The sequence below is a fragment of the Bradyrhizobium sp. LB8.2 genome, from assembly GCF_040548035.1.
Classification (GTDB): domain Bacteria; phylum Pseudomonadota; class Alphaproteobacteria; order Rhizobiales; family Xanthobacteraceae; genus Bradyrhizobium.
The window spans coordinates 31,895-53,753 of record NZ_JBEPQV010000030.1 but is presented as its reverse complement, the minus strand read 5'-3'; the positions used below and the strand labels follow the sequence as shown (position 1 = coordinate 53,753).

At 63.8% G+C, this 21,859-nt stretch carries 20 protein-coding genes and 2 pseudogenes; 9 read left to right on the top strand and 13 right to left on the bottom strand.

The features are described 5' to 3' along the window. Position 1: 1 nt before the first annotated feature. The 3 genes from ABIB06_RS29510 to ABIB06_RS29500 all read right to left on the bottom strand — a co-directional run bounded on the left by ABIB06_RS29510 (position 2) and on the right by ABIB06_RS29500 (position 3,559). Entirely contained in the window at positions 2–841 is an 840-nt protein-coding gene (locus tag ABIB06_RS29510) for an ABC transporter permease (protein ID WP_354051347.1), read from the bottom strand. Further along, on the bottom strand, positions 838–1,809 hold the full coding sequence (locus ABIB06_RS29505; RefSeq protein WP_354051349.1) for an ABC transporter permease: 972 nt from the start codon (positions 1,807–1,809) through the stop codon (positions 838–840). Before ABIB06_RS29505 ends, ABIB06_RS29510 begins: the two co-directional genes overlap by 4 nt. A 199-nt stretch (positions 1,810–2,008) precedes the next feature. Further along, complete coding sequence (locus ABIB06_RS29500; protein WP_354051350.1) at positions 2,009–3,559, bottom strand: ABC transporter substrate-binding protein; 1,551 nt, start codon at positions 3,557–3,559, stop codon at positions 2,009–2,011. A 175-nt stretch (positions 3,560–3,734) separates the two neighbouring features. On the opposite strand from ABIB06_RS29500, the pseudogene ABIB06_RS29495 reads away from it, so the two are divergent. Then, positions 3,735–3,857: pseudogene (locus ABIB06_RS29495) on the top strand (DUF2147 domain-containing protein); the annotation flags it as partial. 126 nt (positions 3,858–3,983) lie between these two features. Here the strand turns inward: ABIB06_RS29495 and ABIB06_RS29490 are convergent. Further along, complete coding sequence (locus ABIB06_RS29490; RefSeq protein ID WP_354051352.1) at positions 3,984–5,534, bottom strand: winged helix-turn-helix domain-containing protein; 1,551 nt, start codon at positions 5,532–5,534, stop codon at positions 3,984–3,986. 134 nt (positions 5,535–5,668) lie between these two features. Between ABIB06_RS29490 and mddA the strand changes: the two genes are divergently transcribed. Both mddA and ABIB06_RS29480 read left to right on the top strand, forming a co-directional pair. Continuing rightward, a complete protein-coding gene (gene mddA, locus ABIB06_RS29485; protein WP_354051354.1) occupies positions 5,669–6,454 on the top strand; it encodes a methanethiol S-methyltransferase in 786 nt (261 codons plus the stop codon). Positions 6,455–6,681: 227 nt separating this feature from the next. Then, entirely contained in the window at positions 6,682–7,104 is a 423-nt protein-coding gene (locus ABIB06_RS29480; protein WP_354051355.1) for a GFA family protein, read from the top strand. A 54-nt stretch (positions 7,105–7,158) separates the two neighbouring features. On the opposite strand, the gene ABIB06_RS29475 is transcribed toward ABIB06_RS29480, so the two are convergent. After that, positions 7,159–8,718, bottom strand: coding sequence for a winged helix-turn-helix domain-containing protein (locus ABIB06_RS29475; protein WP_354051357.1), 1,560 nt, complete (start codon positions 8,716–8,718; stop codon positions 7,159–7,161). A gap of 303 nt (positions 8,719–9,021) precedes the next feature. Between ABIB06_RS29475 and pcaB the strand changes: the two genes are divergently transcribed. Together pcaB and ABIB06_RS29465 are read left to right on the top strand one after the other, a co-directional pair. After that, positions 9,022–10,383: a 3-carboxy-cis,cis-muconate cycloisomerase gene (gene pcaB, locus ABIB06_RS29470; protein WP_354051359.1), complete on the top strand. Its 1,362-nt coding sequence runs from the start codon at positions 9,022–9,024 to the stop codon at positions 10,381–10,383. A gap of 113 nt (positions 10,384–10,496) precedes the next feature. Continuing rightward, on the top strand, positions 10,497–11,753 hold the full coding sequence (locus ABIB06_RS29465) for an aminopeptidase (RefSeq protein WP_247448432.1): 1,257 nt from the start codon (positions 10,497–10,499) through the stop codon (positions 11,751–11,753). A gap of 157 nt (positions 11,754–11,910) precedes the next feature. Here the strand turns inward: ABIB06_RS29465 and ABIB06_RS29460 are convergent, their stop codons facing one another. Beyond that, positions 11,911–12,396, bottom strand: a complete 486-nt coding sequence (locus ABIB06_RS29460; protein WP_354051361.1) for a hypothetical protein — start codon at positions 12,394–12,396, stop codon at positions 11,911–11,913. A gap of 237 nt (positions 12,397–12,633) precedes the next feature. On the opposite strand from ABIB06_RS29460, the gene ABIB06_RS29455 reads away from it, so the two are divergent. After that, complete coding sequence (locus ABIB06_RS29455; RefSeq protein WP_354051363.1) at positions 12,634–13,089, top strand: cupin domain-containing protein; 456 nt, start codon at positions 12,634–12,636, stop codon at positions 13,087–13,089. Positions 13,090–13,186: 97 nt separating this feature from the next. Here the strand turns inward: ABIB06_RS29455 and ABIB06_RS29450 are convergent, their stop codons facing one another. From ABIB06_RS29450 to ABIB06_RS29420, 7 genes and pseudogenes are all read right to left on the bottom strand, one after another. After that, the gene (locus ABIB06_RS29450) at positions 13,187–14,236 is read right to left on the bottom strand and encodes an amidohydrolase family protein (protein WP_354051365.1); all 1,050 of its coding nucleotides are present in this window, start codon (positions 14,234–14,236) and stop codon (positions 13,187–13,189) included. Positions 14,237–14,353: 117 nt separating this feature from the next. Further along, the gene (locus ABIB06_RS29445) at positions 14,354–14,875 is read right to left on the bottom strand and encodes a hypothetical protein (protein WP_354051366.1); all 522 of its coding nucleotides are present in this window, start codon (positions 14,873–14,875) and stop codon (positions 14,354–14,356) included. 65 nt (positions 14,876–14,940) lie between these two features. Further along, a pseudogene (locus ABIB06_RS29440) lies at positions 14,941–15,734 on the bottom strand (MBL fold metallo-hydrolase). Positions 15,735–15,793: 59 nt separating this feature from the next. Continuing rightward, positions 15,794–16,198 carry a type II toxin-antitoxin system VapC family toxin gene (locus tag ABIB06_RS29435; RefSeq protein WP_354051367.1) on the bottom strand — a complete coding sequence of 135 codons (405 nt, stop codon included), beginning with the start codon at positions 16,196–16,198 and terminating at the stop codon, positions 15,794–15,796. Next, positions 16,195–16,449 (bottom strand): AbrB/MazE/SpoVT family DNA-binding domain-containing protein, encoded by a 255-nt coding sequence (locus ABIB06_RS29430; RefSeq protein ID WP_354051369.1) that lies wholly within the window; start codon positions 16,447–16,449, stop codon positions 16,195–16,197. The genes ABIB06_RS29435 and ABIB06_RS29430 overlap by 4 nt, the downstream gene beginning before the upstream one ends. An 82-nt stretch (positions 16,450–16,531) precedes the next feature. After that, a complete protein-coding gene (locus tag ABIB06_RS29425) occupies positions 16,532–18,058 on the bottom strand; it encodes a permease (protein ID WP_354051371.1) in 1,527 nt (508 codons plus the stop codon). After that, positions 18,055–18,804, bottom strand: coding sequence for an ABC transporter ATP-binding protein (locus tag ABIB06_RS29420; RefSeq protein WP_354051373.1), 750 nt, complete (start codon positions 18,802–18,804; stop codon positions 18,055–18,057). The genes ABIB06_RS29425 and ABIB06_RS29420 overlap by 4 nt, the downstream gene beginning before the upstream one ends. A 264-nt stretch (positions 18,805–19,068) precedes the next feature. Here ABIB06_RS29420 and ABIB06_RS29415 point away from each other — a divergent pair, with 264 nt between their 5' ends. From ABIB06_RS29415 to ABIB06_RS29405, 3 genes are read left to right on the top strand one after another with little or no spacing between them, the layout of a single operon-like run. Continuing rightward, positions 19,069–19,944 (top strand): branched-chain amino acid ABC transporter permease, encoded by an 876-nt coding sequence (locus ABIB06_RS29415; RefSeq protein WP_354051374.1) that lies wholly within the window; start codon positions 19,069–19,071, stop codon positions 19,942–19,944. Positions 19,945–19,949: 5 nt separating this feature from the next. After that, positions 19,950–21,101, top strand: coding sequence for a branched-chain amino acid ABC transporter permease (locus ABIB06_RS29410; protein ID WP_354051376.1), 1,152 nt, complete (start codon positions 19,950–19,952; stop codon positions 21,099–21,101). Continuing rightward, complete coding sequence (locus ABIB06_RS29405; RefSeq protein ID WP_354051378.1) at positions 21,098–21,856, top strand: ABC transporter ATP-binding protein; 759 nt, start codon at positions 21,098–21,100, stop codon at positions 21,854–21,856. Before ABIB06_RS29410 ends, ABIB06_RS29405 begins: the two co-directional genes overlap by 4 nt. Positions 21,857–21,859: the final 3 nt, after the last annotated feature.

Below are 21,859 nucleotides of genomic sequence, written 5' to 3'. Positions count from 1 at the left end.
TCTAGCGTCCCTCCCGCGACAAGCGCGGATTGAGCGCGTCGTTGAGGCCTTCGCCGATCAAATTGAGGCCGAGCACCGAGATCAGGATCGCGACGCCGGGAAACACGGTGATCCACCAGGCCTGGCGGATCACGGTGCGGCCGGCACCGACCATGTAGCCCCAGGAGATCAGATTGGGATCGCCAAGGCCGAGGAACGACAGCGAGGATTCCAGGAGGATCGCGGTCGCCACCATCAGCGAGGCCAGCACAATCACCGGCGACAGCGTGTTCGGCAGGATTTCGCGCAGGATGATCCAGGTGTTGCTCTGGCCAGTCACCACGGCGGCCTGGACGTACTCCCGCGTGCGCAGCGACAGCACCTCGCCGCGGACGAGACGCGCGACCGGCGGCCAGCTCACCAATGCGATCGAGGCGACGATCGAATAGATCGAGGGCTGCAGGATCGCGACCAGCACGATCGCGAGCGCAAAGCTCGGAATGGTCTGGAAGAATTCGGTGAAGCGCATCAAGGCGTCGTCGACCTTGCCGCCGAAATAGCCGGCCATGGCGCCGATCGGCAGGCCGACGACCAGCGCCACCAGTGTGGAGACCAAGCCCACGAGCAGCGAGACGCGTGCGCCAAAGATCATGCCGGCGAATACGTCGCGGCCGAGCGCGTCGGTGCCGAGCGGTACGGTCGAGAGCGTGAACGGCGGCAAGAACGGCCGCTGCACCATGCGCCAGGGCGAGTTCGGGAACAGCATTGGGCCGAACACTGCGACCCCGATCGCAAGGAGCAGGATGATGAGCCCGATGACGCCGCTCGGGCTCATCAACATCGATTTCCAGAACTGTTTCATGTGGTGAATTCGATGCGCGGGTCGACCAGGCGATAGACCAGGTCGGTGATGAGATTGAAGGTCAGGACCATGGCGGAGCAGATCACGAAGACACCAAGCAGCAGATTGTAGTCCCGCTGCAGCAGGGCGTCGTACATCAGCCGTCCGATGCCCGGCCAGGCGAACACGGTCTCGGTGATGACGGCGCCGCCGATCAGCGTGCCGGAGTGGACGCCGGCGAGCGTCACGACGGGCAGCAGCGCGTTGCGGAGCACGTGGCGGCGCTGGATCACGGCATCGGACAGGCCTTTCGCGCGCGCGGTCTTGACGAAGTCGAGCCGCTTCACCTCCAGCATCGAGGCGCGCGTCATGCGGGTGTAGGTCGCCATGAAGAACAAGCCGAGCGTCATCGCCGGCATGATCAGGTGCCTTGCGACGTCGACCACATGGGCAAGACCGGTGAAATTGGCGCCGACCGTCTCGTAGCCGAAGCTCGGCAGCCAATCGATAGCGACCGAGAACAACAGGATGCCCATCAGCGCCACCCAGAAAAGCGGCATGGCGTAGAAGATCAGCGCGAAGATCGTGATGGCAGTGTCGAGCCACGTCCCCGCGAAGCGCGCCGCGAAAGTGCCGAACAGGATGCCGAGCATCAGCGAGATCGCGAACGCGGTCAGCGTCAGCAACAGCGTCGCCGGCAGCCGCTCCAGGATCAGCTTCGACACTGGTGCCTGCTGGCGGAAGGAGAAGCCGAGGTCGAGCGTCACGACGCCCTTGACGTAGACGAAGAGCTGCTCGGGCAGCGGCTTGTCGAGGCCGAACTTCTGCCTGAGCTGCTGGACGAAGATCTGGTCACTTGCACCGGCCTCGCCCGCCATCACGACCGCGGGGTCGCCGGGCGCAAGCCGGATCAGGAAGAAATTGAGGACGACGATCGCGAGCAGGACGATCACGCCCTTCAGGATACGCTGAGCGATGAAGGAGAGCATGATCAAATGGCGATGAGATCGGCGTGGCCGCAGCCGCAGCGGCGGTGCGCTCCCTCTCCCGCTTGCGGGGGAGGGCAGGGGAGGGGGTGCTTCCGCAGAGGGATTGCCAGGTGGAGAGAACCCTCACCCGCTACGCTCTTCGAGCGTAGCGACCTCTCCCGCAAGCGGGAGAGGTAAGGGGAGTTCGGAGCGCGTCTCCTCACTTGTCGAGCCACGCGTCCTTGAAGCCATCATTGACCCCGACGCCCGTGGTGATCAGGTTCTTGACCTTGCAGCGCATAATGGTCGGGAATTGCAGCTCGAGCATCCAAGCCACCGGCACGTCTTCGACCAGGATCTTCTGCGCCTTTTCGTAGATCTCCTTGCGCTTGGAGTCGGGCGTCGCCACCGCGCCGTCGGCGAACAGCTTGTCGATTTCCGGGTTGGAGTAGCCCTCGACGTTGTTGAACACCTGGCCCTTGGCGATGGCGCTTGAGACGTAGTTTCGGCCGACGCCGAGCGCGGGATCGCCATATTGGTAGAGATAGGTGAAGGCGATGTCGTAGTCCCAGTCGCCGATCTTCTGGTTGCCGCCGGCAACGTCGGTGGCGATGGTCTCGATGTTCATGCCGACGTCCTGAAGGTTCTGCTTCACGGCTTCACCCCAGCGCTGCCAGGTCTCGCCATAGGCGAGCGGCAGAAGGCGGATCTTCTCGCCCTTGTAGCCGGCCTCCTTCAGCAGCGTCTTGGCCTTGGCGGGATCGTAGGGGTACTTCGGCACGTCGTCGGTGTAATATTTGATGGTCGAGGCCGATGGGCCGGTCGCAACCTTGCCGAGCCCGTTCCAGATCACGTCCTTGGCGAACTCGCGGTCGATCGCATACATGATCGCCTGCCGCACCCGCTTGTCCGCGAGCGGACCCTGGCGGTTGTTGAGCCACAGCCAAGCCAGCGGCGAGAAGAACTCCCAGCCGGCGCCGGTGACGCAGGTGTCCTTCAGCTTGGAGAGACGGGGCACGTCGAAATTCTCGACCGAGCCGCCGGGCAGTACGTCGACCTTGCCGGTCTCGTACGCCACGGAGCGCGCCGCGGCATCGGGAATGATCTGCCAGTAAATATCGTCGAGATAGGGTTTGCCCTTCTCGTAATAGTTCGGGTTCTTGACCAGGCGGATGAAAGAGCCCTTCTGCCATTCCTTGAACATGAAGGGGCCGGTGCCGACAGGGGCGTTGTTGTAGGGATTGGTCTTCCAGTCGGTGCCTTCATAGAGATGCTTCGGTACCATCGGCATCGAGCCGACCTCGAAGATGCCGAGGAACGGACCGAACGGCTGCTTCAGTGTGAACACCACCGTGGTGTCGTCGGGTGCCTCGACCTTGTCGACCTGCGCGAGGTTGTTGCGGGCGCGCGCATGAGTCTGCTTCAGCATCTCGACCGAGAACAGCACGTCGGCGGCGGTGAAGGGCTTGCCGTCATGCCAGGTCACGCCCTTCCTCAGCTTGAAGGTGTAGGTTTTTGCGTCTTCGCTGACGCTCCAGCTCTCGGCGAGTTCCGGCTGCGGTTCGAGCTTGGGGCTGTAGCGAAGCAGGCCTTCGAAAATGTTGCCCGCCACCATCTGCACCGGGCCGTTCTGGACCATCGCCATCATCAGGCCGGGCGGCTCGGGCTGGATCACGACATTGATCGCGCCCCCTGTTTTCGGCTCTTGCGCCAGCGCCGGGGCCGTGAGGCCGCAGGCCAGGAGGAGTCCAAGCAACACTCGTTTCGACATGTCGTATCTTTCTCAAGCGAGACCAGCCGCGAACGCTTCGCACGTCGTGGCGCGCTAAGCTGCGGCCGGCCCATCCCAGTCCCCATCCGCTATCGAGGCTCACATAGTCCCATTCGGCGCCGCAAGATGAAAGTCTCGACAGTGTTCGCACAAAAAATGTACAGCGCGTCCCGTGATGGCGTTTGGCGGCCAAGCCGGCGCCGCAGCGCCGCCCGATCCGAGCGGGACCCGGCTGGTCGAGGATGGCCGCGCCCGCATCCGGCTCGAGCGCTGCGGGCCGTCGCGCGAGCGCATCTGCGCCTCAGGCCAGGGCCAGACCTTCACCAAAATGCCCGAGGCGCTCCCGGGCCACGAGATTGCGCGGCTCTCGACGTCGTCGTCCATCTGCGCCGGAAGCCCGACGTAGACCCGGCATGCGGATCGTCTAACGCAAGCCCGCTCGCCGGAATCCCTCCATATAGTGCTCGCGATCGGCCTCGTTGGCCCACGGCAATTGCGTCGCGATCCAATGCAGCGAGATGCCGGGCTGGGTGCGGCGGAGCTCGCTCAGCGCCATCTCCGCAAGCACGCCGTCGCCGGTCATGCCGGCAGAAACCGCGAGCACGCGGTAGGCGCCGGTGAGGTCGCCGCGGTGGCGGATCGCCTCGCGCGCGAGCGCGATGGCCTCGCCATAGCGCCGCTCCGTGAAGCGGGCATAGCCGGCGATGCCGTGATAGATCGCCAGGGACGGATCACGCGGCGAGAGCCGCATTGCCCTCTGCGCTGCCTCGAACGATTCCTTCGGCCGCCCGGCATAGGACAGCGCCAGCGCGTAATAGCTCTGCGCCAGCGAGAAGTTCGGATTGAGCGCGAGCGCCTGCTCGAACTCGGACAGTGCGTCCGCAAGTCTTCGTGTCGAGAAGCAGACACTGCCGAGCGCGGCATGCGCCCAGGCATCCTCATGGTCGCAGCGCACCGCGGCGAGCGCGGCGGCCTCCGCCGCCGGCGCCACCACGGCAAGCTCGGTCCAGCCGAGATGCACGCCGAACATGTGGTTCGCCGCGAGCACCGACAGCGCCTGGCCGTAGTTCGGGTCGATCTCGACCGCACGCTCCAGCAGCGTCCGCGCGGTCTCGTGATCCCGCCGCGTCACGCGCCAGTAATGCGACAGCGCCCGCATCAGCAGGTCCCAGGCGTCCAGGCTCGCAGGGGGCTTGCGATGGGCGCGAAAACTTTCCGCTGCATGAATCTGCGGCTCGATCGCCGCGGCGATCGCGTTGGTGATCTCGTCTTGCACGGCGAACACATCGACCAGCTCGCGATCGTAGCGCTCGGCCCAGAGATGGCTGCCGGTTGTGGCGTCGTTGAGCTGCGCGGTGATGCGCACCCGGTTGTCCGCCTTGCGCACGCTGCCTTCGACGATGTAGCGGACGCCGAGCTCCTGGGCGATCTGCCGGATGTGGACCGCGCGTCCCTTGTAGGTGAAGGACGAGTTGCGGGCGATCACCAGGAACCAGCGTTGCTTCGACAACGCGGTGAGGATGTCCTCGCTGATCCCGTCGCCGAAATAGTCCTGTGCGGGATCGCCGCTCATGTTCTCGAAAGCGAGCACTGCAATCGCCGGACGCTCCGTCTGGGCACGCGGCAGGGCAGCGACGGGCTCAGCGGACGGCGGGGCGACTGCCAATTCTTCCCGGACTTCGCCGACGAAACGAAAGCCCTTGCGCGGAATGGTCTTGATCAGCCGCTGGCTCGCACCGTCGTCACCGAGCGCCTTGCGCGCGGCGTTGATTCGGCTGTTCAGGGCGGAGTCCGAAATGATCCGATCGCTCCAGATCTGGCTGATCAGGTCATCCTTGCTGACCACACGGGTGCGCTGCGCCACCAGATAGAGCAGGAGATCGAACACCTGCGGCTGCAACGGAACGGCGGCTCCGCTGCAGGTCAGTTCCCGCAGGTCGCCGTCGAGCAGGTTGTTTTCAAAGCGAAATCGCACGTTTCTGTCGTCTCAAGCAAAAATCAAAGTCGTCTCAGGCGAAAATCAACCGTCCGCAAAAGTCTTCGGCACTCCGATGCGGCATGGTGCAGCGACCAATGAAGTGCCGGCGTTTTGGCACAACGGAGCTGTTTATGACCCAAATTGATCATCAGGTTCATCCCGTCGGCCCGGTTGCGGGCTCACGCATTTTCAGGTTCATCGCCTTTCTGTACGGAATTGCGGCGTATCTCGTTTTTTTCGTCACCATTCTCTACGCCATCGGCTTCGTCATGGGGCTGGTGGTGCCGAAGACTATCGACACCGGAACCGACACGCCCGCGGCCGAGGCCGTCATCATCAATCTGCTCCTGATGGCCCTGTTTGCGGTCCAGCACAGCGTGATGGCGCGCCAGCAATTCAAGGCGTGGTGGACGCAGTACGTCCCCAAGCCGGTCGAGCGCAGCACCTACGTGCTGTTTGCGAGCCTGTCATTGCTCCTCCTGTTCTGGCAGTGGCGTCCGCTGCCCACGGTCATATGGGACGTCGCGAACCCGGATCTTGCTGTGACGATCGTCACGCTGTCGCTGGTGGGCTGGGTCCTGGTGTTCACCTCGACCTTCATCATCAATCACTTCGAGTTGTTCGGATTGCATCAGGTGACCAATCATCTCGTCGGCAGGGAGGCGTCGCCGCCGCGCTTCAAGACGCCGCTGCTCTACAAGTTCGTCCGTCATCCGATCTATCTCGGATTCATCATCGCGTTCTGGGCGGCGCCGGTCATGACCGCGGGCCATCTGCTGTTCGCCGCCGTGACCACGCTCTACATCTTCGTCGGCATTGCGCTGGAGGAGCACGACCTCGTCGATCTCTTCGGCGACGAGTATCGGCAGTACAAACAACGTGTGTCGATGCTTATTCCCTGGCGCAAGTCAGTATAGTTGGCGCGCATTTCCGCCGCGTCGGCCGAACGGAGGATGCGCGGCGGCGCCGAGGCGCGTAACGGAGCTTGCCGACCCGGCCTTCAACGTTTCTCGGGGTGAATCCCCCTCACCCCGACGCTATCAGTGCGAGCAAAGCTCGTCGCGGCCCCGCATCCGTTTTGCCGAGTTACCGGCAAACAGGAGCGGGGAGAGGAATTTAAACCTTCATCATCGGAGACGACCAAATGAAACATGTCGGAAGCTGCTTCTGCGGCGCGGTCACAATCGAGGTCACGAACGCGCCGGAGGCGATGGGTTATTGCCATTGCCGCTCCTGCCGCTCGTGGTCGGGCGGACCGGTGAACGCCTTCAGCCTGTGGAAGCCCGAAGCCGTGCGTATCACCGAAGGCGCACAGAACGTCGAGACCTTTACCAAGACACCGCTCAGCCAGCGCAAATATTGCCGGAAGTGCGGCGGCCATCTCATGACCAACCATCCGCCGCTCGGCCTGGTCGATGTCTTCACCGCCACCATCCCTACGCTGGCATTCGCGCCCGGCGTTCACGTCAACTACGCCGAGACGGTGCTGCCGATGCGCGACGGCCTGCCCAAGCTGAAGGATTTTCCGGCCGAGTTCGGCGGCAGCGGCGAGATGATGCAGGAGTAGCGGTGCCCTTCTCCTCTCCTCTCCTCTCCTCGCAAGCGGGAGAGGAGAGGTTAGCTACCTCATCCCTGCGCGCCGCAATCCCTCGAGGTAATGCTCGCGATCCTCTTCCCGCAGCATCGGCAGCTCGCGCGTGACCCAGGCGAGCGAGATGCCGGGTTGGGCGCGGCGCAGGCCTTCCAGTGCGGAAGCCGCGAGCGTGGGATCCCCTGACATTCCGGCGGCGGCCGTCAGCACGCGATGCGCGCCGACGAAATCGGCGCGCTGCCGCATCGATTCGCGCGCCATCTGCGTGGCGCCTTCGTAGTCGTGGCCGATGAAACGGGCATAGGCGGCAACGCCGCAATAGATCGCCGCGAGCGGATCGCGCGGGCTGAGCCGCAGCGCGCGGCGCGCGGCGGCATCGCCGTCCTGCCATCGTCCCGCGTAGCACAGCGTCACGCCGTGGAAGGCGTGCGCCATCGCAAAGTTCGGATTGAGCTCCAGCGTCAGCTCGAATTCCGCCAGCGCGTCGTCGAAGCGGCGGCGGAATAGATAAGTATAAGCGAGGCCGTGATGGGCCCAGGCATCCTCACGATCTGCCTCCACCGCCGCGAGCGCCGCGCGCTCGGCGACCGGCACGGTCGCGGCCATGCCGGCCCAGCCCATATGCGCGCCGAAGATGTGGCTGGTCGCGAGCAGGCCAAGCGCCTTGCCATAGGCGGGATCGAGCGCGACGGCCTTTTCGAGCAGTTCTTGCGCGGCGGCATTGTCCTCGCGGGTGATGCGCCAGTAATGCGACAAGGCGCGCATCACGAGGTCCCAGGCATCCAGGCTTCCCGGCGGCTTCTGTTGGGCGCGAAAACTCTCGGCGGTATAGAGCTGCGGCTCGATCGCGGCGACGATCGCCTCGGTGATCTCGTCCTGCACGGCGAAGATGTCGGCAAGCTCGCGGTCGTATCGTTCGGCCCAGAGATGGCTGCCGGTCGAGACGTCGTTGAGCTGCGCGGAGATGCGCACGCGATCGCCGCTCCGCCGCACGCTGCCTTCGAGCACGTAGCGCACGCCGAGATCTCGCGCGACCTCGTGCATGTGGACGGCGCGCCCCTTGTAGACGAAGGAGGAGTTGCGCGCGACGACGAAGAACCAGCGCAGCTTCGACAGCGCTGTGATGATGTCCTCGCTGATCCCGTCGGAGAAATAATCCTGCTCGCGGTCGCCGCTCATGTTGGTGAAGGGTAGCACCGCGATCGCCGGCCGGTCCGGTAGTGCGAGCGGGGCCTGTAGAACCTTCGCGCCGAAACCGGGTTCCGGCGCGGTCGCCCCACGCTTGGTCTCGACATCGCCGACGAAACGAAAACCCTTGCGTGAGATGGTACGGATCAGTGCCTGGCTCGCGCCGCTGTCGCCGACCGCCTTGCGTGCCGCATTGATCCGGCTGGTCAGAGTGGATTCGGAGACGCTGCGCCCGTGCCAGATCTTGTCGATAAGCTCGTCCTTGCTGACCACCCGGTCGCGGTTCTCCATGAGGTGGACGACGAGATCGAAGACCTGCGGCTCCACGGCAACGGGAACCTGCTCGCGGCTCAGTTCGCGCAAGTCGGTATCGAGCAGATGATCCCGGAACAGAAACTGCACGTCGAAGACTCAGACCTTACAATGACATCGGCAATAATAAAATCAAAACGGATTTCGACTGAAGTCTGTGAGTCCGCCGAGGGGCCTGCCCGGTTCACCACGATCGCGTGATGGCTGCCATGCGGTTTATGAGGAGGAATGCAACTTCAACGAGAATGTGGCGATTGAAGCCGGATGGTCGCGACCGGATGCACCGGGCTACGCCCGCCCCGGAATGACGGGAGTAGGGGGCTTTGTCCATTGCCGAACAGCTCCGTCTGCGTAAGCTGCCTCACACAGAACACAAACCACGAAGAAACGCTCATGCCCGCTTTTCCCGCCTCGACCACCGTGCTCGATTCCATCTTGTTCCGCGATGCCTTCGGTACGCCGCAGATGCGGGAGGTGTTTTCCGACGTTGCGACGGTCGCGCGCTATGCCGAGGTCGAAGTGGCGCTGGCGAAGGCGGAAGCGAAGTGCGGGGTGATCCCGCAGGATGCTGCCGATCAGATCGCGGCGCGGACCGATGTTGCCGCACTCGATTTCGACCTGTTGCGGCAGGAGACCGATGTCGTCGGCTATCCGATCTTGCCCCTGGTGCATCAGATGGTGAAGCAATGTGGCGAGGCCGGCCGCTATGTGCATTGGGGTGCGACCACGCAGGACATCATGGACACCGCCGTGGTGCTGCAACTGCGCGCCGGGCTTGAGATCGTCGGACAGGACATCGCCGCCCTGCGCCAGATCCTCGCTGACATCTCGAAGCGCTACCGCGACACGCCGATGGCGGGCCGCACTCATCTCCAGCAAGCACTGCCGGTCACCTTCGGCTACAAGACCGCGATCTGGCTTGCGATGTTCGACCGCCACGCCGAACGTCTGGCACAATTGAAGCCGCGCGTCCTGGTCGGCCAGTTCGCCGGCGCGGCCGGCACGCTGGCCTCGCTCGGCGACAAGGGCTTTGACGTGCAGGAAGCGCTCTGCGCCGAGCTGAAGCTCGGCGTTCCCGCCTCGACCTGGCACGTCGCACGCGACGGCTTTGCCGAGACCGTGAACTTTCTCGCACTCGTCACCGGCTCGCTCGGCAAGATCGCGCTCGACATCATGATCATGGCCTCGACGGAATTCGGCGAGGTCTACGAGCCCTTCGTCAAGGGGCGCGGCGCTTCTTCGACCATGCCGCAGAAGCGCAACCCGATCTCCTCGGAGCTGATGCTCGCTGCGTCCAAGGCGGTGCGCCAGCACGCCGGCCTCATGCTGGATGCCATGGTGCAGGATTTCGAGCGCGCCACCGGGCCCTGGCACGCCGAATGGATGGCGATTCCGGAAAGCTTCGTGCTGACCGCCGGCGCCTTGTACCAGGCGAAGTTCGCGCTCGCCGGCCTCATCGTGGACGAAAGCAAGATGAACGAGAATCTCGGCGTCAGCCGCGGTCTGATCGTGGCCGAAGCGGTCATGATGGGGCTCGCGCCGCAGATCGGGCGGCAGGAGGCGCATGACGTGGTCTATGACGCCTGCCGGCTCGCCAATGAGAACGGCCTGACGCTGGCGGACGCGCTCTCGTCCGACGCCCGTGTCTCTGCCAGAATCGACCGTGCCACGATCGAGGCGCTCACATCACCGAAAAATTACCTCGGCCTTGCTCCCGCCATGGTCGACCGGGTGCTGAAATCGGCAACGCGTTGAAAACCAAAATGCATGAAACTGCGTATCTTTGGCGTGTCGCAAGGCACTCGCACACTTGTGTCTCGCAATGCTAGACTTAGATTGAGTGAGAGACGTTCGGCAGAGGATCTGGCATGACTGATCAACGCATCACCTCCCCTCCCATCGATCCCGTGAAGCTCGACCGGCTGGCCGAGGTGGCGGTGAAGGTGGGCCTGGGCTTGCGGCCGGGCCAGGATGTGCTCTTGACGGCGCCCGCGATCGCGTTGCCGCTGGTGCGGCGGATCGCCGTGCATGCCTACAAAGCCGGCGCCGGCATCGTGACGCCTATACTCTCGGACGAAGAGATGACGCTGGCGCGCTACCGCCACGGCCACGACAACAGCTTCGATCGCGCCGCCAACTGGCTCTATGATGGCATGGCGAAGGCATTCTCCAATAACACGGCGCGGCTCGCCATCGTCGGGGACAATCCGATGCTGCTGTCGGACGAAGATCCGTCCAAGGTGGCACGCGCCAGCAAGGCCAATTCGATGGCCTATCAGCCGGCGCTGGAGAAAATCGTCAATTTCGACACCAACTGGAACATCATCGCCTATCCCAGCCCGTCCTGGGCGAAGCAGGTGTTTCCGAACGATCCGGAAGACGTTGCGATCGGCAAGCTGGCCGATGCGATCTTTGCCGCTTCGCGCGTCGACCGCGAGGACGCGATGGGCAATTGGGCGAGCCACAATGCGGTGCTGCGTGAGCGCACCAACTGGCTCAACGGCCAGCATTTTCGCGCGCTGCAGTATTCAGGTCCCGGCACCGACCTCACCATCGGGCTTGCCGACGGACACGAGTGGGAGGGCGGGGCCTCGCTGTCCAAGAACGGAATCAGCTGCAACGCCAACATTCCGACTGAAGAGGTTTTCACCACGCCGCATTGCCGGCGGGTCTACGGCCATGTCGTGAGCTCGAAGCCGCTGTCCTACCAGGGCACGCTGATCGACAACATCGCGGTGCGCTTCGAGGACGGCAGGATCGTCGACGCAAAAGCCTCGCGCGGCGCGGAGGTGCTGAACAAGGTGCTGGACACCGACGAGGGCGCGCGCCGTCTCGGCGAAGTCGCGCTGGTGCCGCATTCGTCGCCGATCTCGCAGAGCGGGCTGTTGTTCTACAACACGCTGTTCGACGAGAATGCGGCCTCGCACATCGCGCTCGGCCAGTGCTATTCGAAGTGCTTCGTCAACGGCGCGCAGCTCACGCCGCAGCAAATCGCCGCGCAAGGCGGCAACCAGAGCCTGATCCATATCGACTGGATGATCGGCTCGGCCGAGACCGACATCGACGGCATTCTCGCCGACGGAAGCAAGGTGCCGGTGTTTCGCAAGGGCGAATGGGCGAAGTAACGCGTCTTGCGGCCCATCCTTCGAGACGCCCGCCATTGGCGGGCTCCTCAGGATGAGGTCTTGCTTCGTTGCGACATCTTAGACCCTCATGGTGAGGAGCGCCGCGTTACGGCGCGTCTCGAACCATGCAGGCCGGACAAGTACCCTCAAGCCCCTCTCACGCCGCCGCGTTGCGCAGCATCGGGCTGTTGTCGATGCTGAAGCGGTTGAACAGCGTCGTGAACGGGCTGCCGTCGGTGGCCCGAACGATGGCGTCGGAAGCCGCCACCGCGTCGTAGAGCGCACCGACCGGATCGCTCGAGTCGGGCAGGTCGAGGCCCCTGCGGATTTCCTCGCGGGCCTCGTTGACGTCGTCCTGGTCGTCGAGCGTCGCCTCCAGCTCATCGGCCGCACGCCGCATCTCCGGGAGATCGCCGCCGGCGGAAAATTTGAGGATGTCGAGCCAATAGGGGCGCGCGATGACGAGCTGCACGAAAGCCTCGAAACTCTCCGCGATAATTCCCGCGCGGCATTCCGATGAGACGTAGAGCACATTCTGCGACGGCAGCAGCACGAACGCGCCGCCGGAGCCGTCACTGCCGATCTGCCGGGGGCTGTCGATGCCGTCGACGGTGAACCAGGGCTCCTCCGGGGTGAGGGGCATCGGCATGGCTCCTTCGATTGTCACGTTCGCGCACTTTGTCGCACCCCGGAAAAGATGGGTTCATGTGCACGAAAATGCAGGGGAATCGCGACGTTAACCGCTTCGGGTCTGCAACTTGCGGCTGATTGTCGAGGCCCGCGTAAGAAAGAATTAAAAGCCGGCTATTAGCGTTCCAACATCTTTTGAAACAATCCGGGCCGAGCCCGGCCGGTCATATTATATTTCCTGGGGAAAAAGATGTCGCGCTCATTGATTGAAATCGGTAGTTGCAGTGTGGATCTCGAGCTGCGGCCGATCGAGCCGTCCTGGATCATCGAGGGCAATCCGGTGTCGCGCTCGCGCGTCCTGTCCACCAGCTCCGATGGTACCGCTTCGACCATCATCTGGGCTTGCACCGAGGGGCGCTTCAACTGGTATTACGATATCGACGAGACGATCATGATCATGGAAGGATCGATCGTGCTCGAAAGCGACGGCATGCCGCCGAAGCGCTACGGCCCAGGCGACGTCATTTTCTTCCGCGACGGCGCGCATGCCAAGTGGCACGTCGAAGGCCACGTCAAGAAGATCGCCTTCTGCCGCAAGACCAATCCCGCGATGATCGGTTTCCTGATCCGCGTCGTCAACAGGCTCAAGCGGATGTTCGTCTCCGCCGGCGAGCGCGGCCCCGCCTCGCTGATGGGCGCCGGTTAGAGCTCAAACAGTTTCAAGGACGCTTCCCAGCGGCTACGACGGAAGAGGGGTCGGGATCAACATCCCGGCCCCTCTTTTCGTCGTGGCGCAAACCTTTTCATGGCAAATCGAGCCGGTAGAAGTCGCTCGCGGTCTGCGAGAATAGCGCCGTCTTCTCGGTCTCGCTCAAGGGCGCGGCGATGCGCTTGAAGGCGTTGAAGATCACCTGGTAGCTGCACTGGCCTTTGTCCGGCGGGAAATTGCTCTCGAACATTGCGCGCTTCACCCCGAATGACTCGATGCAAGTCTCGACATAGGGCCGCCATGCCGCGGCAAGCTCCTCGGACGACGGTGGCTTGTCGCGTAAATGGAAGTCGTGGCCGAGCAAACACATTGCGAGCCCGCCGAGCTTCACCACCACGTTCTCGCATTTCGCGATCTCCCGGATCGAGGCGCGCCACTGCGGAAACACCTCCTCGCGCCGCCCGCCAAAGCGGCCGATTCCGGCCGGACCGCCGCAATGGTCGAGCACGATCCTGGTGCCGGGGAAGGCGCGGGCAAGTTCGGTCAGCTCGCCGATCTGCGGATGAAACAGCCAGGCATCGAAGCTGAGGTTCAGCGGCGCGAGGCAGGCAAAGCCTTTGCGGAACGTGGGGTCCTGCAACAATCCCTTCGGCCGGTTCGCATACATGCCGGCGACGGCGGGGTCTTCGTCCCAGGCCGAGGAATGCCGGATGCCGCGGAAGCGACCGTTGCCCGCGGCGATCTCGGCCTCCAGCACCGGCTTTGCGGCGTCGCCGAGCAGAAGATTGGCGTGACTGACGATGCCGGCGCAGATCGCGGCCTTGCCGTAAGCGCCGCTCGCGCTCATCGCGGCCACGCCGTTGGCGAACTCGACCTCGCCGACGGGCCGGAATGCTTCGGGCCCGTGCGCGCGATACATCGAGCGGCAGTCGACATAGACGGTGGCGATGATGTTGTGGCCGGAGGCGACATCGGCTGCCATCTCCTCGATCAGATAGCGGTGTCCGCGATTCCAGAGATGGTGATGGGGATCGACGATCGGCCGTAAGGGATCGATGATCTCCTCCCGATGCAGCGCGAGCCAGTCCTCGCGCGGCTCGACGAATAGCCCGCTCGTGTTGGCGGGCAGACTGCTTGCAGCCATCGGCGTTCGCTCCCCTTATGTATGCTTCTTGTTCTGGGAGCCTAGCACCTTGTCCTCGCACGCAGCAGCGCGCGTTGCGCAACCGCACCCGTCATCGCGGGCACAGCGGCGCCGTCCTCAAAACCTGCGCCGTTTCGCCCTCACGTCGACTACCAGTCGCCAATCGGTTGCGGTGGCCGGCCTGACCTCGCCGAGCCAGTGGAAGAAATCGGCGGTGATCTCCGTAAAACTCCAGCGCGTCAGGTCGCCGGCTTCGGTCGTGCCTTCCTGCACGATGTCCTCGCCGCGCGGACGGCCGATCTGTTGGCGGAATACGCTACGGCCGGGATCGAACCAGGAAATCCGCCATGCATCGATGGTCGGATCGTAGACCCGCAGCGTGGTGCCGTACCAATTGCCGGCGATCGGCAAGGCCGGGCTGCCGGTCGGGCGCGGAATGATCCAGGCGTCCTGCACGGCGCGGCCCTCCAGCACCCAGCCGAAATGGATTTCGCCGGGCGCGGTGTGTTTCGTTCCGTGGGGGCCATGGGCGCTGATCTCGGCATCCCAATCGCCGACGAAGCGGCCATAAAGCTGGAGCGCCGCCGCGTGCTCGGGGTTCGGTCCGTCCGCATGCAATAATCTCGCAAAGTCTGTCATGTCGATCTCCTCTGCTCAGGAGACCAGCACGGCCGGCCGATGGCCGGCTTGGAGAAAATTGCGCGTCAGACGCCGTCGAGGATAATCACCGTCGGCTTCGACGGCAGCGCATCCCGCGACATCCGGAAACTTCGCTCCATGCGCCGGTCGATCTCGAACTGTTGGCCGATGAGGCGCATAAACTCGTCGAGCGGGGTCGCGAAGCGGTGCATCGGCAGCACCACCGAGGCGCGCAGCCGCTTGGTGATCTCGGAGACGCCGTCGAGCGACATGGTGTAGGTGCCGTCGATCGGCACCATTACGATGTCGAGCCGCCCGATCTGGGCAAAATGGCTGTCGTCGAGCTTGTGGTGGAGATGGCCGAGATGGCCGATGCAGAGGCCCGCGACCTCGAAGATGAAGATCGAATTGCCGTCGCGGATCATGTCGGCGCCGGAATCGTCGCCGAAATAGCGGCGGATGTCGGTGGTGACGTTGCGGATGAAGGTGTCGCCGATGCGCTCCGAGACCAGCGCCGGCTTGCCGTCCTCGCCCCAGCCATGCAGCACATGAGGAATGCGCCTGTCGGGATATAGAGAGTAGTGCGTGCTGTGGGCAGCCGTCCCACCTGATAGGCGCCGCTATAATCGGTGGCGATGCGCAAGCCGCCGGGCGTGTCGATGAAATAGGTGGAATGGCCGGCATAGGTGATCTGGACTTCAGCCGAGGCCGCGGCCTGCCGGAACGCGACGGGTGTCACGCGGGGGGCCGCATTCGCCATCGCCAGGCACTCGCTGCGCTGGGGTGGTTGCTGCTGGGCGAGGGCAGATGTTACCAGCCAACCGAGAAGCGCACAGACCGTCAGCAATAGTCGAGACATCAGGAACCGTCCGCCGCTTATCGACGATCTGATGAGTGTATCTACGAATTATCCTCGCGTCATGTGGTGCTGGCGAGCCGCGCCATTCCGCCGCTCGCCTCGATCAGTTTCACGGCCTTTTTGTCGAACGACACGAAAGTATCGGCCCCAAGCCAGTTGCCTTCGTGGGCGATGACGCCATCGGCAAAATCGCCCCCGGCGTCGAGGAGCGCTAATCCAGCCTCAGCTACGGGCCGGTTGACAACTACATTGGAGGCATTGATCAAGTGCCGGATCGAAGCCGCGATATTTCCAGCAGAGGTTTTGTAGCCTCGTGAGAGGACCCAAGCTAACTCGCATAATGCGGGGATCGAGATGGCTATTAGGTCCGCGTTCTCCAGAAGGGCTTCGGCCAACTTGCCCTGTTCGGCATCATCTCCGACCAACACCCGCACCAAGACGTTGGTGTCGGGTGTTATCTTCATCGCTTGCCGGCCCAGCCGTCAGCAATGACCGCGTTCATCGCCTCGATCGAGAGCGATCGACCGTTCGTCTTTCCTTTCAGGAAGCCGAAGGCATCCGAAATCTTTCCGGTGGGCCGAACTGCCTTCACCTCAACTCGCCCCCCAGGAAGCTTTTCTATCGAGATTTTGTCGCCCGGATGCACACCGAGATGTTCCAACAGGTCCTTCCGCAACGTGACCTGTCCCTTTACCGTGACGGTAAGCGTGCCCATGAGGGATCCTCGCTCGCTGATAAGCTTAAGTAAGGCAATATCGCCTTACTTTCAAGTGAGCGCTAGGTAGGCCAAGCCGGCTCTACTCCCGCCGCGGGCTGAACTTCCAGGTGATGGCGACCAGGCCTGCGGTGATCAGGCCGCTGACGAGACCGGCAATGGGCAGCGCGAGCAGCAGCGCTGCGCTGGCAGCCCAGCCGATCGAGGAGAACGCCTCGGCGAAGGTCGCAAGCCGGGAGGAAGTCTGGCGGCGGCGGAATTGGCTGCGCCGGGCCTGCACCCGGAACCAGAGCTGGATCGCGGTCGCGGACGCCGCGCTGACGATGACCGCGCCGGCGCTGACCGCGGCCTGGAACGGCGAGACGAAAGCGAGCGCGGCGATCAGCGGGCAGAAGATGCCGGCAATCGCGATCAGCACCACTTCGATCTTGGCGCGGATGACGCTGGACGAAGTTAGCGGCGCTGTCGCGACCAGATCAGGCGCGTCCTCGCCCGAGATCGTCAGCCAGGCGAGCCCGCCGGCGAGTTGTCCCGCCGCCATGACGATGACGGGCGTGATCAGCGTCAGCGCCGCGGAGCTGTCGGCAAAGCTGCGCCAGAGCAGCAGCGCCGGCGGCACCAGATAGAGCAGCTGCATCAGGGTCTGCGAGATCAGCCAGGGATCGCGCCACAGCAGCGAAAACTCCTTGCGCCGCAGCGCGTGCTGCCGCGACCCGCCGCGGAACGCGCGCTCCTTCGCGCTTGTGCGGCCGGACGCGCCATAGGCGGCGGCATCGATCGCGGTGTCTGCAAAGCGGCCCGAGAAGATCGCCATGACGCTCCCGAGCAGCACGAGGCCGAGCGCCAGAAGCAGCAGCAGCGCTTCGCTGTCGCATATGGCCGCGCGCGCCGGCCACCACCAGATGCTATCGACGTCGGGGGCATGGTCAGCCACGCTACCCGAGGTCAGGATGGTGAAGCGCGACAGCGTGCCGTAGGACATGATTGCCGCGACCTGGAGCGCGATCACGAAGCCGGCGCCGATGATCGCGGCGAGGATCTGCGCGACGAACCGTGTCCGCGCCGGGCCGATCAGGCGGAACAGCAGGATGGTGACGGCAATCGCGATCGCCGCTGCCGACAGGCCCATGGCGACGACGAGGCCGAACGCCGCAAGCCAGCGCGCGCCGCCCCCGAACACCAGCACGTCGATGAAGGGCGTCGAGAACAGCAGCGCTATCACCGTGACGGTGAGCGCGATCGCGGCAATGCGCACCGAGAACAGATTGGCCAGCGTCGCGGGCGAGGACATGATGAGGTCGAGATCGGCGCGGGCGTAAAACACCCGCGTCACCGATTCGATCGCCTGTGACAGCATCAGCGTCCAGGCGAGAAAGATGGTCGCCGAGATCACGATCAGCGAGGATTTGTCGAGCGGCAGTTCCAGGTCCGCGAAGCGGCCGATCACCGCCCAGGCTGGCACGTGCAGCAGCGCCGCGAACAACAGCAGGCCGATCACCGCGACACGCGCCCGTTTCCGCCGCCCGCCGGTCATCATGGCGAACCATTCGCGCCAGGCGAGCCGGAGCTCGTGGCGGGCAAACCAGGAGAGCGCGGTGGCCGAACTCATGCGGCTTCCTGGAGCGTCACCAGCGCGATGAAGAGATCTTCCAGGCTGGTGTCGGCGTGGCCGTTCTGCTGGCGCAGCTCGGTCAGCGTGCCCTCCGCGACCAGGCGCCCGGCTGCGATCACGCCGATGCGGTCGGCCATGCGTTCGGCGACCTCGAGGATATGCGTGGTCATGATGACGGTGCAGCCGCTGCGCACGCGATCGCTCAGCAATCCCTTCACGTGGCGGGCGGAGACGGCGTCCAGTCCCGTCAGCGGCTCGTCGAGAATGATGAGGCGGGGATCGTGCACCAGTGCGCCGGCGAGAGCGACCTTCTGGCGCATGCCCTTGGAAAAGCCCTCGCAGCGTTCGTGCCGGTGCGGCTCGAGCCCGAGCGAGGCGAGCAGCCCCTCGGCGACCGGTTCCGAGACCGATGGTGCGATGCCCCACAGACCGGCGACGAATTCGAGATATTCGAGCGGGGTGAGCTTGTCGTAGATCATGGGCTCGTCGGAGACCCACGCCATCACCTGCTTGGCGGCGACGGGGTTTTGGAGCGCATCGATGCCGAAGATCGAGACCGCGCCGGCATCGGGCCGCAGCAAGCCGGCAACCATGCGCAAAGTGGTGGTCTTGCCGGCGCCATTGGGGCCGACCAGCGCATAGAATTCGCCGGCATGGATGGTGAGATCGAGGCTATCGACCGCCAGGCGGTCAAAACGCTTCGTTAACCCCAGGACTTCGAGCGCCGAGTCGTCCGGCTTCATGACGGCCACACTTTGCGGTTTTGCATCGCTCGCGACCATGATCCGAAGATGTTTCGGCACCGTGAATCGCGCTGCCGCAAATTCCGTCATCCGGATTGGACTAAAGGCAAGTCACCGTTTGTTGACAGCGCTTGGCGGTTCAGGCTTGAATTGGCCAAGGGACGAATGGCGCGAACGCGGCGAAACGACTGCGTAGCGACTGAACACAAGATGCGGCAAGGCGGTCAGGAAGAACCGCCGGTTGTATCGGGAGGATGCGCGACGATGCTGGATTTCGTTCAGCAGCTGGTCAGCGGTGTTGCGCTCGGCTGCGTCTACGGCCTGATCGCGCTCGGTTTCGTGCTCGTCTACAAGGCCACCGAGGTCGTCAATTTCGCCCAGGGCGATTTGATGATGCTGGGCGGCTTCTTCGCCTTCACCTTCATCGGCATGTTGGGCCTGAACTACTGGGTCGGCTTTGCCGGCGCGGTGGCGGCGATGGCGCTGTTCGGCATGCTGGCCGAGCGCGTGGTGGTGCGGCCGATACTCGGCTATCCGCAATTCTCCATCATCATGGCGACCATCGGGCTCGGCTATTTCCTGCGCTCGGTCGCCGGCATGATCTGGGGCACCGACGATTTCAAGATCGACACGCCGTTCAGCCAGGGCGTGCTGCGCATTGGTTCGCTGGTGCTCGCCTACGACAAGCTGTCGGTGATCGCGGCCACCGTCATCCTCTGCACGCTGCTCTGGCTGTTCTTCAACAAGACCATGCTCGGCACCGCGATGCGCGCCAGTTCCGAGAACATGCTGGCAGCCTATTACATGGGCATCCCGGTCAAGCGCGTGGTGTCGATCGTCTGGGCGATCAGCGCTGCGGTTGCGACCTGCGCCGGCGTGCTGCTGGCGCCGATCACCTTCATCCATTCCAATGTCGGTCTGGTGCTTGGCCTGAAGGCATTCCCGGCCGCCGTGCTCGGCGGGTTCGGCTCGATCCCCGGCGCCGTCGTCGGCGGCGTCCTGATCGGCGTCATCGAGAGCATGGCCGGCTTCTATCTGGTCGAGGGCTGGAAGGACGTCGCGCCCTACATCGTGCTGCTCGCCGTGCTCCTGCTGAAGCCCGAAGGCCTGTTCGGCCGTCACGTCCGCAAGAAGGTCTGAACGCCATGCGCTTCCTGTTCAAGACCGACTATAAAGACGACATCAAGTTGTTCCCGCACTCGGGCTATTTCGTCTCATACGGTCTCCTGCTGGCCGTGCTGCTGATCGCGCCCTATGTGCTCTCCAGCTATCTGATGAGCCAGCTCGTCTTCGTCTGCATCTATGCGACCGTCGGTGTGGCGCTGCTGATTTTGACGGGCTTCACCGGGCAGGCCTCGCTCGGCCATGCGGCGTTTCTCGCGATCGGCGCGTATACGGCGGCGTACTTGCAGAAATATGGAGTGCCGTTCCCGGTCTATTTCCTCGCTGCCGGGCTCCTGACCGGTCTGATCGGTGCGCTGGTCGGCTTCCCCGCGCTGCGGCTGCAAGGCATTTATCTCGTCATCGCCACCATCTCCTTCGCCTTCATTGTCGAAGAGATCCTGGCGCGCTGGGAGAGCGTCACCAACGGCAATGAGGGCATGCGAATCAAGGCGGTGGCGCTGTTTGGGGTCACAGTCTCGCGCGACAGCCCGACCTTCTATTTCCTCTGCCTTGCCGTGCTGGTGCTGACCATCGTCGGCACCCTCAATTTGCTGCGTTCGCCGACCGGGCGCGCCTTCGTCGCGATCCGCGACAGTGAGACCGCGGCGCGCAGCATGGGCGTCAATGTCGCGCTGTACAAAGTCAAATCCTTTGCGATCTCGGCGGCGATCACCGGCTTCGCCGGCGTGCTGTTCGCGCACAAGCTCTCCTTCATCTCACCGGAGATGTTCACGCTGCAGCTCTCGATCGAGTTCATCATCGTGATCCTGATCGGCGGCACCTTCAGCCTGCACGGCGCGGTGTTGGGGGCGATCTTCATCGTGATGATCGATCCGTTCCTGACCTACCTCAAGGACGACATGCCCGGCATCATCGCCGGCATTGCCGCGACGTTCGGAGCAGGCACGCAAGGCGCGGCCAACATCCAGTCCAAGGTCGCGGCCTTCGCCTCGCTCAACGGCCTGAAAGGCGCGATCTACGGCATCATTATCGTATTGTTCGTGCTATTCGAGCCGCTCGGGCTCTACGGCCGCTGGCTGAAGATAAAACTCTTCTTCCAGCTGTTCCCACTCTACAAGCGCGCCACCTTCAAGCGGCAGAAGATCTACGTGAAGTCGGATCGCAACCGATGAGCTATTTTCGCGCAGAGAATCTGTCGCTGCATTTCGGCGGGCTGAAGGCGGTCGATGCGGTGTCGTTCGCGGTGGAGAGGGGCGAGATCCTCTCGATCATCGGACCCAACGGCGCCGGCAAGAGCTCGATCTTCAATTTGATCTCGCGGATCTACCGGCCGACCTCGGGCCGCATCTTCTTCGAGGACCAGGACATCACCGAGCAGCCGCCCTACGACATCGCAAGGCTCGGCATCGCCCGCACTTTCCAGAACATCGAGCTGTTCGAGAATGCCACCGTGCTGTCGAACCTTTTGGTCGGCCGCCACCGGCATTCGACCACGCAGCTCTGGCAGGAGCTGTTGTTCCTGCCAAGCGTGCGCGCCAACGAGAAGGTGCATCGCCGCAGGGTGGAGCAGGTGATCGAGTTCCTCGATCTCGAGCCCTATCGCGACAAGCTGATCTCGGGCCTTCCTTACGGCGTGCGCAAGGTGATCGAGCTTGCGCGTGCGCTGTGCTCGGAGCCGAAGCTGATCCTGCTCGACGAGCCGTCCTCGGGCCTCAACGTCGAGGAGACCGACGGCATGTCGTTCTGGATCCGCGACCTGAAGAACGATCTCGGCGTCACCGTGCTCATGGTCGAGCACGACATGTCGCTGGTCAACCGCGTCTCCGACCGCGTCATTGCGCTGAACTACGGCCGGGTGCTGGCCACGGGCTCCCCCGCCGAAGTGCAGCAGCACCCTGACGTCATTGCCGCGTATTTGGGAGCCTGACGC

Bases quoted from the DNA above. Each gene is read 5' to 3' on its own strand.
- ABIB06_RS29510 (WP_354051347.1), bottom strand. From the start codon at position 841: ATGAAACAGTTCTGGAAATCGATGTTGATGAGCCCGAGCGGCGTCATC.
- ABIB06_RS29505 (WP_354051349.1), bottom strand. From the start codon at position 1,809: ATGCTCTCCTTCATCGCTCAGCGTATCCTGAAGGGCGTGATCGTCCTG.
- ABIB06_RS29500 (WP_354051350.1), bottom strand. From the start codon at position 3,559: ATGTCGAAACGAGTGTTGCTTGGACTCCTCCTGGCCTGCGGCCTCACG.
- mddA (WP_354051354.1), top strand. From the start codon at position 5,669: ATGACCCAAATTGATCATCAGGTTCATCCCGTCGGCCCGGTTGCGGGC.
- ABIB06_RS29480 (WP_354051355.1), top strand. From the start codon at position 6,682: ATGAAACATGTCGGAAGCTGCTTCTGCGGCGCGGTCACAATCGAGGTC.
- pcaB (WP_354051359.1), top strand. From the start codon at position 9,022: ATGCCCGCTTTTCCCGCCTCGACCACCGTGCTCGATTCCATCTTGTTC.
- ABIB06_RS29465 (WP_247448432.1), top strand. From the start codon at position 10,497: ATGACTGATCAACGCATCACCTCCCCTCCCATCGATCCCGTGAAGCTC.
- ABIB06_RS29460 (WP_354051361.1), bottom strand. From the start codon at position 12,396: ATGCCCCTCACCCCGGAGGAGCCCTGGTTCACCGTCGACGGCATCGAC.
- ABIB06_RS29455 (WP_354051363.1), top strand. From the start codon at position 12,634: ATGTCGCGCTCATTGATTGAAATCGGTAGTTGCAGTGTGGATCTCGAG.
- ABIB06_RS29450 (WP_354051365.1), bottom strand. From the start codon at position 14,236: ATGGCTGCAAGCAGTCTGCCCGCCAACACGAGCGGGCTATTCGTCGAG.
- ABIB06_RS29445 (WP_354051366.1), bottom strand. From the start codon at position 14,875: ATGACAGACTTTGCGAGATTATTGCATGCGGACGGACCGAACCCCGAG.
- ABIB06_RS29435 (WP_354051367.1), bottom strand. From the start codon at position 16,198: ATGAAGATAACACCCGACACCAACGTCTTGGTGCGGGTGTTGGTCGGA.
- ABIB06_RS29430 (WP_354051369.1), bottom strand. From the start codon at position 16,449: ATGGGCACGCTTACCGTCACGGTAAAGGGACAGGTCACGTTGCGGAAG.
- ABIB06_RS29425 (WP_354051371.1), bottom strand. From the start codon at position 18,058: ATGAGTTCGGCCACCGCGCTCTCCTGGTTTGCCCGCCACGAGCTCCGG.
- ABIB06_RS29420 (WP_354051373.1), bottom strand. From the start codon at position 18,804: ATGAAGCCGGACGACTCGGCGCTCGAAGTCCTGGGGTTAACGAAGCGT.
- ABIB06_RS29415 (WP_354051374.1), top strand. From the start codon at position 19,069: ATGCTGGATTTCGTTCAGCAGCTGGTCAGCGGTGTTGCGCTCGGCTGC.
- ABIB06_RS29410 (WP_354051376.1), top strand. From the start codon at position 19,950: ATGCGCTTCCTGTTCAAGACCGACTATAAAGACGACATCAAGTTGTTC.
- ABIB06_RS29405 (WP_354051378.1), top strand. From the start codon at position 21,098: ATGAGCTATTTTCGCGCAGAGAATCTGTCGCTGCATTTCGGCGGGCTG.